General features: G+C 32.3%; 7 protein-coding genes. All 7 read right to left on the reverse strand.

The window, feature by feature from the left end; translation table 11 throughout:
* Positions 1–1,191: glycerol kinase GlpK (glpK, locus tag ABJD66_RS06935; RefSeq protein ID WP_348129717.1), on the reverse strand; the 1,191-nt coding region annotated here is incomplete at its 3' end.
* A 31-nt stretch (positions 1,192–1,222) separates the two neighbouring features.
* The gene (locus ABJD66_RS06940; protein WP_100895963.1) at positions 1,223–2,878 is read right to left on the reverse strand and encodes a solute:sodium symporter family transporter; all 1,656 of its coding nucleotides are present in this window, start codon (positions 2,876–2,878) and stop codon (positions 1,223–1,225) included.
* A 4-nt stretch (positions 2,879–2,882) separates the two neighbouring features.
* The gene (locus ABJD66_RS06945) at positions 2,883–4,655 is read right to left on the reverse strand and encodes a glycoside hydrolase family 36 protein (protein ID WP_348129721.1); all 1,773 of its coding nucleotides are present in this window, start codon (positions 4,653–4,655) and stop codon (positions 2,883–2,885) included.
* Positions 4,652–8,005 carry a VCBS repeat-containing protein gene (locus ABJD66_RS06950; protein ID WP_348129724.1) on the reverse strand — a complete coding sequence of 1,118 codons (3,354 nt, stop codon included), beginning with the start codon at positions 8,003–8,005 and terminating at the stop codon, positions 4,652–4,654. Before ABJD66_RS06950 ends, ABJD66_RS06945 begins: the two co-directional genes overlap by 4 nt.
* A gap of 92 nt (positions 8,006–8,097) precedes the next feature.
* On the reverse strand, positions 8,098–9,675 hold the full coding sequence (locus ABJD66_RS06955; RefSeq protein ID WP_348129727.1) for a RagB/SusD family nutrient uptake outer membrane protein: 1,578 nt from the start codon (positions 9,673–9,675) through the stop codon (positions 8,098–8,100).
* 18 nt (positions 9,676–9,693) lie between these two features.
* The gene (locus ABJD66_RS06960) at positions 9,694–12,714 is read right to left on the reverse strand and encodes a TonB-dependent receptor (protein ID WP_348129730.1); all 3,021 of its coding nucleotides are present in this window, start codon (positions 12,712–12,714) and stop codon (positions 9,694–9,696) included.
* A gap of 162 nt (positions 12,715–12,876) precedes the next feature.
* Positions 12,877–13,893 (reverse strand): GntR family transcriptional regulator, encoded by a 1,017-nt coding sequence (locus ABJD66_RS06965; RefSeq protein ID WP_348129733.1) that lies wholly within the window; start codon positions 13,891–13,893, stop codon positions 12,877–12,879.
* Between the last annotated feature and the right edge of the window lie 227 nt (positions 13,894–14,120).

Genomic DNA, 14,120 nt, shown 5'->3' on the forward strand with positions numbered 1-14,120 from the left:
GCTATCTTCAATCATAGCATCAATAACGTCCTTAGTTTGGTAAGCTAAAGCATCTACGGTGGCTTTTATAAGTTCTTTTTTACCTGTATCTAACGTCATCCCATAAATACTACCCTTTGCATTGGCATCCCAATACGGAGCGCCCAAACCGGCAAAAGCAGGTACAACATACACACTTTTTAAAGGCGGAATACTGTTGCAAATTTCTTCGGTATCAGCAGCATTATCTATAAGCTCTAGTCTGTCTCTTAACCATTGTATAGATGCGCCACCTACAAAAATACTACCTTCTAAAGCGTATTTTATAGGTTCAGAATCTAGGCTACACGTTAATGTAGTTAATAATCCTTTGGTAGAAACCACTTGTTTTTTACCAATATTAAGCAACATAAAACATCCTGTACCATAAGTGTTTTTTGCAATACCAGATTTAAAACCTCCTTGTCCAAATAATGATGCTTGTTGGTCACCGGCAACACCATAAATAGGAATTTTTGTTCCTTTATATTCCACGTTTCCAAAGTCCGACGATGATTTTTGCACCGTTGGCAACATACTTTTAGGAATTTCTAATGCATTAAGCAACGTATCATCCCACTTTAAATTTTTAATATCATACACAAGTGTGCGCGATGCGTTTGTATGATCTGTAAGGTGTTTTTCTCCGTTAGTAAATTTAAAAATTAACCAACTGTCTATAGTTCCAAAACAGAGTTCTCCCCTATTTGCTTTTTCTTTTGCACCTTCTACGTTATCTAAAATCCATTTTACTTTTGTGGCAGAAAAATAAGAATCTATAACCAAGCCCGTGTGTTCTCTTACATATGAAGTATACCCTTTGTGTTTAAGATCTTCACAAATAGGCGTTGTACGCTTGTCTAGCCAAACAATAGCGTTGTATATAGGTTCACCTGTATTTCTGTCCCAAACAACGGTAGTTTCTCTTTGGTTGGTAATACCTATAGATGCTATTTCTTCAGGGGAAATTCCAGATTCTTCAATTACTTTATAAAACGTACTTAATTGATCTTTATAAATTTCTACAGGATCATGTTCTACCCAACCAGATTGTGGATAATGCTGTGTCAATTCTTTCTGAGAAATGGCTTTTATACCACCTTTTTGATCAAAAATGATTGTTCTAGTGCTTGTAGTCCCTTGGTCAAATGCTATTACATATTTTTTTTCCATTCTCTATAAAATCTGATTGTTACTGCGTTGCTTAAAAAATAAGGTATGTACTTAATACTAAGATAGTAATTATTAAACCGATAATTTTTGCATATTTCCAAGGTACAATATCTATTTCTTCTGTAACCTTTGGAATATACTCATCTTGTTTTGGTTTTATTTTGGCTACTATTAACATTATAATACTATTTACTACAAATAAAATCCCCATAATATGTAAAAAATGTGGATATGCTTCTGCTTTAATTATTGCAAGTTGTTCTGTATTTGTGATACCAAAAAGTGCAGCGTCTTTTAGTGCTTTATTCACAAAATATGGGCTTAGTACAAACTGACTCACCAAATACATTATAACACCACCAATAAGCACAATTTTTGCACCAATTGCAGGTACTTTTTTAGAGACAATCCCCATTGTAACAACCGCTAAAATAGGCACACTTAAACTACCTAAAGATTCTTGTATATACGCAAACAAACCATCAGGAGCATTTGCTATTAAAGGAGAAATTAATATAGATACAATAGCTAGGAAAAAACCAAATATTTTACCTGCTCTTACTGTTTGGCTGTCTGATGCATTTTTACTAAAATACTGTCTATATAAATCAAATCCAAAAAGCGTGGCACTACTATTTAATAAACTGTTAAAAGAACTTAATATAGCACCAAATAATACCGCAGCAAAGAAACCTAAATAAGCACCAGGCAATACTTTACGCACTAATGCTGGGTATGCCTGATCTGCGTTTTCTAAATTCCCCTCGAATAAATGCCATGCAATAATACCAGGTAAAACCACAATTACTGGAATTAAGAATTTTACAAATCCGGCTAAAATCATTCCTTTTTGACCTTCTTTTAAGCTTTTTGCACCAAAAACACGCTGTAATATAGATTGGTTGGTTCCCCAGTAATACATTTGAGCAATCATCATACCCGTAAAAATAGTCCCGAAAGGAATAGAAGAAGTAACACTACCCTTGGCGTTAAACTTCTCTGGGTTACTGGTCCACAAAATATCTAAACCGTTTGTAACACTACCATCACCAATTACCATTAATCCAAAAATTGGAATTAAAAGACCGCCTATTAGTAACCCAATAGCATTAACTAAATCTGAAATAGCCACAGCCCTTAATCCACCAAAAATAGCATAAATAATACCTATAATACCAATAGACCAAACACAAAGCTGAATTACAGCTCCTTGAGAAATATTTAGTGTTTCGGGTAAATTAAACATAGTACTAAAAGCCAAGGAACCAGAGTATAAAATGGTTGGCAATAAAACCACACCAAATGCTATTAAAAATAAGATAGATAAAATGGCTTTTGTTTGCCCATCAAACCTGTCTTGTATAAACTCTGGTATTGTAGTTATACCAGAACGCATATACTTAGGTAACAAGTAAATTGCTGTAAAAATCATTGCAATTGCAGCCAATGTTTCCCAAGCCATTACCAATACACCTTCTGCAAAAGATTGTCCGTTTAAGCCTACTATTTGCTCTGCAGATAAATTGGTTAGTAGTAAGGAGCCTGCAATAGTAATAGCTCCTAAACTTCTACCGCCCAAATAATATCCGTCTGCTGTACTTTCATCGGTTTTTCTTGTGGCATACCACGCTACAAAACCTACTAAAATGGTAAACCCTAAGAATGATATAATAGAAAGTGTATCCATAATTTTATTGTTTTTGTGTTAATCTAAGTAATCCGCAAGACGGAATTTCTACAGCTAAAATTCCTTTATTCAAAGCATACTTTTTGGTACTTATTACGGTACCCTCACAATTGTAAATTGTTCCTGTATAAGTACCTAAATCTTGCGTATTCTGTACAATTAAACTAGTAGAAAGCTTGCCGTTTAAAATATCTATATATTGAGTTTTGCTGTTAATTTGTGCCACATAATCATCAAAAACACCTAAAAGCAACTTATTTTGGTTTACAACTTGCTTTACAGGGTAATTAGCTAAAGGCTTAAAAGGTGTAAAATTACCCGTTGTAATTAGTTCTTTATTTTTATTCCAATATTTGGTATAAAAACCAATCATATTTAAAAATTCTTGTGGAGCATCTTTTAATAAAACCGATAATTGTGGCACTCCAAACAAAGTATTTACAAGTTGTAAAGCTGCTACTTCTAAACGCTCATCATTATGCCAGGTAATCATATCAGAATGTACTGCAGTATTACCAGCTAGCATTTTTATATCTGCTATTCTAATACGGTTCATAGTTGCGTCTCCAGGGCAATCAAAAGCTCTAAACATATTACCATATTTACGCATAGCCGGACCTGTATATTTTTGTCTAAATTCTACAAAAACATCTGGTTTTATTGCTTTTAAAGTACTTATAACGTCTAAAAGCAGTCTATCTACCGCTTCATTAACAGACGTATAATCCATATCTGTGGTAATTTCTTTTTTAGTTTCTGGGTAAAACTTAAAATCATCAATAAAATCTAATTTAAATCCGTCTAAGTTCCAATCAACTAAAGCCGATTTGTAAATGTTTATTAAATAATCTCTAACCTCGGGGTATCTGGGATCAAAAACAGGAGCCCATCTGTGGTTTTCTGTTAAAAACTTGCCCTTAAAACGTTTGTATGCTTTAGATTTTTTTCCGCAAAAAGGTACAGAATACCAAAAGCCTACTTTTAAACCTGTAGCGTGTACTTTACTTACAAACTCTTTTGTTTTGGTGATACGTTCTGGCAACCAATCTCCCGTATAATCATAACCTCTGTTGCCATCGTTTGTTTGCCAACCATCATCAATTATAATAGCTTTATACCCTAATTCGCTAGCCTTTTTACATTCTTTTTCTAAAAGGTCTTCATCTAAATTTTGATGAAAATTGTACCAAGTAGAATATAAAGGAGCATTTGCAATTTCTGGTACGCTTGTAGGTTGTAAATCATCAAAAGTTTCCCACCATTTAGAAACATCTTTTAATACATCAGAAAAATGAATATCTCTAGCATCTATTCTAAGTTGCATATTAAATTCACTTAAAGGAAAATGACGCTCTGTAAAGAGTGTTACAAAACAGTAAAAACAATCATCTTCTTCTCTAATTTGTGCATTTAACTCAAGCATATTTATGGCATTAGAACACGCAAAAGTATGTGTGTTTGTATCGTCATTACCAAATAAGCTAATAATTGGTGCGTCTATAGAAACGCGAGACTCCATAAATTGCAACTCCCAATCTGCTTGTATTCTTTTATTAAAATCTGTAGTAGGTTTCCAAATACCTTTAACGTTATGTGCAGGAATTTTCCATTTTAATGAAATTGGTCCTGGTATTTGTGCTTCTTTAGCGTTTATACTAATATTAAATATAGTTACTTGGTCTTGTGTAGACAAGTTGGTTATTGTGGTAATAAAATTACTTGTATTACCCTCTATTTGTATATCTTCAGCAGAAATGATAGTCGTTTGTTTTATCATTTTATATTTTTATTAATTGTAAAGTTTTGTGTTTTTGTATTGTTTTGCGTTGCAATAAATAAGCTGTTGTTATCTTTTGTATTTACTTCTATTATATGGTTAGATTGATGTGGTACATAGAAACCCGAATTAGCAGTGTTTACTACTTTAAATCCATTTTCACTACCTTTTAAATACACTCCTTTTATAGCTTCTGTTGTGCCATAAATTGTTTCTGCTGTAGTGTCGTTACCAACAAGAAGGGCATCTAAATAGCCATCGTTATTTATGTCTTTAATAAGAATGTCGTTTATTGGAGCAAGCTGACAAGCTTGTGGTAATTTGGTTATTTTAAAAGTGTTATTTCCTAAGTTCTCTATGTAACTGCTAGCAAAAGTGGTTGCTTTAAGCGTTTCTTCATCTAAATTTTTTATATCTAATAGTGTTACAAAATCTGGTTTAGAAAAATCTTTATAGCTATTGTATTTCTGTTTTAAAACAACCAATTGTTTCATAACATCATCTCTAGTTTGTACAGGAAGTAGAACGTTATTTTTGGTTGGGTCGTTAAAATACTGCGCCACAATAGGGTCTATACTTCCGTTGTTATCAAAATCTTTATTGTAAACGTATACAGGCTTATTTTCTTTAGGGCAAACAAAACTATTTTCTCCTTGGTTACCTGCAATAAAATCTATATCGCCATCATTATCAAAATCACCAGCTTTAATGGTGTTCCACCAACCCAAAACTTCTGTGGCTTTATTAGCAGCGTTTACCCAGTTAGGAGTGCTCTTTTTTAAGGTACCATTGTTATTTATAAAAATTGAAATAGACATCCACTCTCCTACTACAATTAGATCTTGCCAACCATCATTATTAACGTCTTGCCACGTTGCATCTGTAACCATACCAATGCCTGTTAAAGCATCGTTTTTAATAGCAGTAAAAATGCCCGAATTATTTTGTAACAAGCTACTTTCTGGTGTTGTTGGGTAACGACCTTTAACCAATCTACTACCTATAAAAAAGTCTATATCGCCATCCTTATCATAATCATTTGCAGCAATACAAGACCCAATATTTGTTATTTTTGGTAAATTATTAGTAGCTAAGGAAAAAACTCCTTTTCCGTTGTTAATGTAAATTCTGTCTTGTAATTCAGGTGAATTTGTAGCAAACTCAGACCCTCCACTTGCTACGTAAATATCTAAATCGTTATCATTATCTATATCTACAAAGCTAGCCGCAGTATCTTCATAAATACTATCTAATTTTTGAGTAATTTGATAAACTCCGTCCTTATTCTGTGTCCATACAGTAGAAGGTTCTCCTTTGCTACCACCAATAAAGAGCTCATCTCCAACTTTTAAATCTACGTTAGCAGCCGCTATACACGGTCCAAATTTAGAGTATTGGCGCATTAATAAATGTTGAGAAACAAAATCGTGTCCACTATTTTCTTTATGTGTAAATGGTAAAATAGATGTGTTGGTTTGTAATATAGTTGCTGTTGCAACTGTTTTTATATTGTTTTCTTTAGCTGATGAAATATCGATTTCTAAAACTGAATTAATTTTAGGGTTATACAAAGTAGAAATCAAATTGTTTGGCCATATAACCTGTAGAGAGTCTACCTTTGTAGTTTTTACACCAAAGTGAAGAATTGGTTCTACAGACGATAAATAACCACGTGTAAGCGACTGGTATTGCGTTTGCAATACACCATTAGACCACAAATTTACTTTTGCGCCAATTGCTTTTTTATTTTTTGATGTTCCTTTAAGCTTTAGCCTTAAAAAGTTAGATTGTGGCTCTAAAGTTGTTGTGTTATTTTGGAGAATAAATGCATTTTGATTTATGTTATTTACTACAATATCTAAATCTCCATCATTATCTAAATCTGTAAAGGCAGCACCATTACTAAAAGAGTTTTTAGGAGAAACCCAATTGGTACTAACATCTGTAAACTTTAAGCTATTGTTATTCTCATAAAAATAGTTTGGAACAAAAACACCTGGAGCTTTAGCTATTAGTTGCGATAATTTTTTGTTTTTTGAATCTTCTGAGCCAAAAATAGTACTCTGCTTAGAGTAATTTATAAAATCTAAATCTGTAATATCTTTTACATAGCCATTAGTAATATATATGTCTTTATCACCATCATTATCAAAATCTACCATCATAGGAGACCAACTCCAGTCTGTGGCAGCAATACCAGACAAATTACTAGTTTCACTAGCCTTTAAAATAGAATCTTTTAATAATCCGTTATTAATTTGCAGAGAATTATGCATAAACTGCGGTGTGTAATTATTTCTTTTAGAGGTTAAAAACTTATCATAGTTCATAGTCCCTAACATACTTTTTTGTCTGCTGTAGTTTTCAGGAAACATATCTAAAACCAGCACATCTGGATACCCATTATTTGTAACATCTGCAATATCTACACCCATTGCATTATAGGTTTGCTGACTTAAAAATTTCTTATTTATTTCAGAAAAACCTCTGTGCTTGTTATTTGTAGTGTCCATACCTTTATTTAGGTACACTAAATCTTCTGTTAAAAAGTCGTTTGTAACATAAATATCTGGTAGATTGTCATTATTAATATCTTGTACACTTACACCCAATGAAAACCCTTGATATGTAATGCCCAAAGAATCTGAAACATTTGTAAAAATAGGATGGTCTACTCCTTTTTTACTATCATTACGTAGTAAATAATCTGCCAATTCTTTTGGCATATAATGTTTTGGTACTGGTGAATTTTGAGAAAAGCGAACCTTACCATTGTGACCAATAAACACATCTAAATCACCATCTAAATCATAATCTAAAAATACAGCTTGTTGACTGTATCTAGGATCGTTTAATTGGTATGCCTCTGCTTCTTCTTTAAAAGTTGGTACACCATTTTTGTTTAATTTTTGATTAATAAAAAGTAAGTTATTACAGTCGTTATTACAATTTGGTCCGCCAACGCTTAAGTAAACATCATCCCAACCATCTGCATTAATATCTACAATTGCAACACCTGTTACCCAAGAATTGGTAGTAAAATTGGCCTCTTCAGAAATATCTAAAAAAGTAAGCTTGCCTTTATTTAAGTATATTTTAGATGATACTTGGTTTCCTGTAAAGACAACATCTTGTAAACCATCATTATTAAAATCGCCAATACCAACGCCTCCACCATTATATATGTATTGAAACGTAACTATATTTAAGCTATCATTATCTATAATAGTATTATTAAAATCTAGGTTTGAGTCACTGGTAGTAACGTACGTAAAACGTTCCTCTTTGTTTTGGTTAGAACAAGAGAAAAATAATGTTAGAATGGCGCAATAAAAGATTAGATATTTCAAAATAATAAAGAGTTTAGTTATAAGAGCCAAGTTATAAAAACTTGGCTCTTATTTGTAAATTAAAAAAATTCAAAAAAAACTAACTCAATTCTTTAATAATTAGGATTCTGTTTTAAATTAGGATTAGCATCTCTTTCTGAGTTAGGAATCCAAATAACTTCATCTCTACCAGGAGTAAACGTACCACCACTAATAGATTTTGGATGATTAGGTTGCGCACCATTTGTTACGTGTAAAGATGTTGCCCCCAAATAATCGTCTGCTAATCCCCAACGTACTAAATCAAAATAACGATGACCTTCACCAGCTAATTCCATTGCTCGTTCTTCTATTATAGCCTGTCTAACTTCGTCTTGAGATACAGCTGTAGTTGCTGTTAAACCAGAACCTGGTCTTTCTCTAACCATATTTAAATATCCTATAGCCTCTGCTGTTTGTGCATCTTCATTTAATGCTTCTGCTAACATTAGTAAAACATCAGAATATCTAATAACCCTCCAATTAGTACCAACATTAGTCCCTAATCTATCAACTTCTGTTCTTTCTCCTATATCTAAACCAGCGTATTTTTTAGAGAATATAGGTTCTACACCAAAATCTTCTGCAATACCTATATCTTCTGCAAAATCTGTAAAATAGTCAGACCCGCCGTAACCTGTAGAACCAGGATAATCATAAACTAAAGTTTCATTTCTTCTAAACGTATCTCCATTATCTTCAAACAATTTTTTTAACCAAGGATTAAAAATATGTCCGTTGTCAGCAGATTTAGCTGGCGGAGCATAATCTATATGAAAATTACCCATTGTACCAGTTTGCGGAATATCTGAACCCCAAACAAAGTTTGTTTGACCTAAAAATTGTAATTCAAATACAGATTCTGCATTGTTTTCATTAGCTTCAGTAAAATTATCTCCGTATTCTGATGCTGGTAATAAGGCATATTTACCAACCAAGGTACTTAATGTTTGGTGTGCATTTGTCCAGTCTTTCATATACAAATAGCTTTTACCTTTTAAAGCTGTAGCAGCACCAGACGTTACTCTACCTAAATTGGTGCCATCCCAACTTTCAGGTAACATTGTTTCTGCTTTTTCTAAGTCTTCAATTATTTGTTTCCAAACATCTGCTTGTGGAGCCTGGTTTAGTAAAAGATTGTCAAAATCTGGAGTATCTGGAATAATAGGAACATTACCATATAAGTTTAATAAGTACCAATAATCAAAAGCTCTTAAAAAATATGCTTGTCCAACTAAAGGATTGTAATCTTCTTCTGCAATACTTTCTTTAGATGTATTAACTATTATATTATTACATCTAGAAATAGATTTGTAAAGTTCTTGCCAAAGCTCTGTAGACCAGCGATCTCCTGGTTTACCTTGTAGAGTAGACATTGTTGTATTAAGATCTAAAGGTATTACGTTATACTCATCTGACCTTAAAAAGGCTCCAGTGTGTATAATTCTTCCCCAAAAAAAAGTTCCTGTTATTGGATGAAAAGCTCCGTTAATAGCAGTTTCTACTTGTTCTGCTGTATTACCAAAATTCCCTGTAGAGGTCGCATTATTATTTGGTTGATCTAAAACATCATCAGAACAACTAGAGATAAACACCATAGATACTAATAATAGCGTACTAAAAGGCGATTTTATTTTATATATATTTTTCATAATTGTATGAGTTATTTTTTAAAAACTTGCTGTTACACCAAGACTAATTGTTCTTGCATTTGGATAAGATCTAGCATCTAAACCCCTACCTAATAAAGGGTTTACAGCAGTTCTAACACCAGGCACACCAGAATTAATGTTTGCTCGGCCACCATTTGTTGAGGCAACATCAGGATCATAACCGCTGTAACTAGTAATTACAAATACATTTTGTAGGTTTAGTGATACTCTTAAATCTTTTACCCAATCAGTACCTAAAACTTCATTAGGAAATTTGTAACCAAGTTCTATATTTTTTAATCTAAAGAAAGAACCATCTTCTACAAAGAAAGATGAAGGAGCTCTATTACCCTGCTCATCAGCAATTGTAGCTCTTGGTATATTTGTATCTGTATTGGTTGGAGTCCAGGAGTTTAAAACTTCTGTTAGTTTACCGCCATCTTGCCATAAAATGTTGTAATAACGACCAACGTTATAAATTTCATTTCCTTGTACACCATTAAAGTTTAATGCAATATCAAAATTTTTATATTCTCCAGTAAAGTTTAAACCATATGTAAAATCTGGTGTTGGATCTCCAATAATACCTATATCATTTTCATCTACAATACCATCTCCACTAGTATCAACACGTACAAAATCTCCTGTAGCTGGATTAACTTTGTCTTCAACCGTCCAACCGTAAAAAGCACCAACAGGGCTATTAGCTTGTGTTCTGTTTACAATACGTAAATCTTCATCTATTTCCGGGCCTAATATGGTAGCAGGTATATCTTTTGCTTCATTTTTAAGGTTAAAAGAAAAATTTGTGCTTACATTATATTTAAAGTCTCCATCAGATTTTTTGTAACTCAAATCAAACTCAAAACCATTATTTACTAATGTACCAGCATTTCTAATAACAGGTAAACTAACACCAGCAGTAGATGGTACACTAATAGGTACTAGAGCATCATCTACATTTTTTGTGTAATAATCTGCTGTAAATTTAAGAGCATTGTTAAACATTGCTAAGTCTACACCAATATCAAAAGTTTTAGTTGTTTCCCAAACTAAGTCAGGATCTGCTAGTCTTGTTTGCGCTAGTCCAGGTGCTAGAGTACCACCAAAGCTAGTGTTAGACTGATTGGCTAAAAATACTGATTGTGTTGGGTAAAAAGCATCTGGATAAGATCCAAGTTCACCATATGAAACTCTTAATTTTAAAAAGTTAACTGTTTCTGACTCAAAAAAGTCTTCGCTACTAATATTCCAAGCACCAGAGAAAGCAGGAAAATAACCAACTCTATTGTCTTTATTAAATCGAGATGATGCATCTCTCCTAACTGTAGCAGAAAATAAATATTTACTGTCATACCCATAGTTAAAACGCCCAAAATAAGATAATAAAGCAGCTTTATTATCTTCACCTAATGGTTGTATTAACGTACCTAAAGCACTAGCTACTCTTGTATTATTACTAGGAGTATCCTCACCGTACAAACCGTTGCTTGTCTGGTTTTCTAAAAATCTTGTATATCCTAAAACAACATCTACCTTATGTAAATCATTAAATGTTTTTTTATAATTAATAGTAGGCTCAAACAACAAGTTTACATCCTCTTGCGTATAGTTTGTTAAATCATTTACTACATTTAAATTACGCACAGCATCTATTGGATTGTTAGGATCTGTCATCTCAAACGTTGGAGTAAATTGGTAATTTTTTCTGTGTCTATAATCTAAACCAAAATTTACAGCGGCAGATAAATTGTCTGTAATATCATAATCTAACTTTAAGCTTGTAAATAATGTTCTTGTAGTTTCTTTATTATCTTCTAAAGATGCCAAACCGTACTGGTTTAAACCACCAGGACCGTGAATAGGCAAAGAAGGCCCATCAAAACCACCTTCATAATTTGGATTAGATAACGCAATTGTTGGTGCTGTTACGGCATCAAAACCATACCAATTATTACTTTGTAACTCCCCTTCTGTAATACCTAAAGAATGTGTTATTTTTAATTTATTAAATTGATGTTCAGAATTAAACCTTGCATTTAACCTTTTAAATCCAGAGCCTACTAAAATACCATCTTGGTTAAAATAGTTTACAGACCCAAAATAAGATGAAACTTCACCGCCACCATAAATAGACAATCCGTAATCTTCTACAATACCAGATTGTAAGGACTCTTCTTGCCAATCTGTACTTACTCCATTCCAAGTTACAGAGTTAGCAGAACCATCATTAATAAAACGTTGGTTTAAGTAATTGGTATATTGCTCACCATTAATAAAATCTAATTTTTTACTAGGAGAATCTACACCTACTCTGGCATTAAAATCTACTTTTAAAGCCTGATTTTTTCTACCATGATTTGTTTTAATTAAAACCACACCATTTGCTGCTCTAGAACCATAAATTGCAGCAGCAGCGGCATCTTTTAATACAGATATATCATCAATATCCTTTGGATTTACATAATCCATATTGTCTACAAATAAACCATCTACAATGTATAATGGGTTAGCATTACTTAAAGAGTTTATACCCCTTACAAACACATTTGGAGATCCGCCTGGTTGGCCACCTGGAGCTTCAATTTGTATACCAGACAGTTTACCTTGCAGTGCCGTTGTTGGGTTACTAGCAATTGTATTTACTACTTCTTTACCTTTTATTGTAGCTACGGCACTAGTAGCCTCTCTTTTACTTGAGGTACCGTAACCAACAATTACAACTTCGTCCAATGCTTCTGCATCTTCTTTCATTACAACATTTACAGTTTCTTGATTGGTATATGCTATTTCTTGAGTAATGTACCCAACATAACTAAATACCAAAACATCACCAGAAGTTAAGTTCTTAATAGTATAAAGACCATCAAAATCTGAAATTACTCCATTGGTAGTTCCCTTTACAGAAATATTCACATCAGGTAGTGGATATTCCCCATCTGTAACAGTACCTGTTACAGTGTTTGTTTGTGCATTTGTTACAAAGCCAATAAGTAATATGGCTGCATAAAACAAAAGCTTAAGTTGTTGCTTAGTCATTTAATAAAGTGTTAAAGTTTATAGTTGTTCTATTTTAATTTTAACAAAACTGTGATACAGTATGCTACAAGCAAATATATACATAAATATCATATCTTCAAATTTTTACAAATAAATTTAAAGATTAGCTAATAAAATGTGACTAAAAATTGGGTATTGATACTAAAGAGAATTTCTCTTCTTTATTTGAGAGGGAATAATTTTATGAACAGCAATTTTATCTTTAACAAATGCAGCTGCTTCAATAGCCATTTCTTTAAAATCCGCGGAAATAGTGGTAATGCCGTTAAAAATAATTTCTTTAGCATCACTATCATTATGCGTAATAATACCTACATCTTCTCCTAACTTGTAACCTTCTTGAACTGTGTCTTTTAACACTTGCCACAAATTGGTATCACTAATAAAAAAATAAAGTGTATTTTTTTTAACACTACCTTGTTTGTGAGTTTTTTGTATAGATCCGTTTATAGAGTAATCATCAATAAACCTTGTAAACCCATTTTTTATACCTTCTGGATAATCAGAGTCACTTCTATAAAAAAGAATCATTTTATCATACTTTTTAATACCATCATATAATTCTTGTAGTCTTTGATAGGTAGAGTTTTCAAACTCTTGAGAAATAAAAGAATACTCCTGTGGCATTTCTATATATCTATCTATAATAAGCAATTTTTCAGATGGTATTTGGCGTAGCATTACCCCTACTTCTGGTACAGGAATAGGCGCTATAACATACATCCCATATTTACCATTAACAGTATCTATTATATTTTTAAAAACCTCTAGGTTATTATGATGAAAAAAAATATCTATTTGGTATTTTTTACCAAGCTCTTTTCTAAATGTATTGTAAAAATCCTCGTGGAAAGCCTGAAACGCATATAATAACAAAGCAATTTTTAGCTTAGATTTTGTATTTATGTTAGCTATATAATAGCCTTTAAAGTTTTTAGACTCTACAATGCCTCTTCCTTTAAGGTCTTCATAAGCCCTAACGATAGTTTTACGGGCAAAACCAACTTCCTTTACCATGTTATTAATAGAAGGCAAACGATCTCCCTTTTTTAAATCCTTGTCATTAATAGCATTTATAATACCAGTTACTAATTGCTCATGCTTAGACCTTAAACTTTCGTCTTTTAATTCTTTTATTTTATTAAAAAGCTCATTCATTTATACAGTGGTTACTCTAATAACTTATTGGTACAAGTTCTCAAATTATAAAAATCAAAGTTATTAAACTAATATTAGATGAGTTGTGCTACTTTTTTTACAACAGCAATATTGAAATATTAATTTTAAAACACCCTTAAAACAAAGGGTTTTACAATATAAACCTATATTATTTATCATTTACTCAGTATAAAATAAAAATAACTACATATTTATGACTTTTATAA

Source organism: Cellulophaga sp. (genome assembly GCF_039943695.1).
Lineage (GTDB): Bacteria > Bacteroidota > Bacteroidia > Flavobacteriales > Flavobacteriaceae > Cellulophaga.

What these genes read in the sequence shown, in the direction of transcription:
- ABJD66_RS06940 (WP_100895963.1), bottom strand. Translation starts at nt 2,878, where the DNA reads ATGGATACACTTTCTATTATATCATTCTTAGGGTTTACCATTTTAGTA.
- ABJD66_RS06945 (WP_348129721.1), bottom strand. Translation starts at nt 4,655, where the DNA reads ATGATAAAACAAACGACTATCATTTCTGCTGAAGATATACAAATAGAG.
- ABJD66_RS06955 (WP_348129727.1), bottom strand. Translation starts at nt 9,675, where the DNA reads ATGAAAAATATATATAAAATAAAATCGCCTTTTAGTACGCTATTATTA.
- ABJD66_RS06960 (WP_348129730.1), bottom strand. Translation starts at nt 12,714, where the DNA reads ATGACTAAGCAACAACTTAAGCTTTTGTTTTATGCAGCCATATTACTT.
- ABJD66_RS06965 (WP_348129733.1), bottom strand. Translation starts at nt 13,893, where the DNA reads ATGAATGAGCTTTTTAATAAAATAAAAGAATTAAAAGACGAAAGTTTA.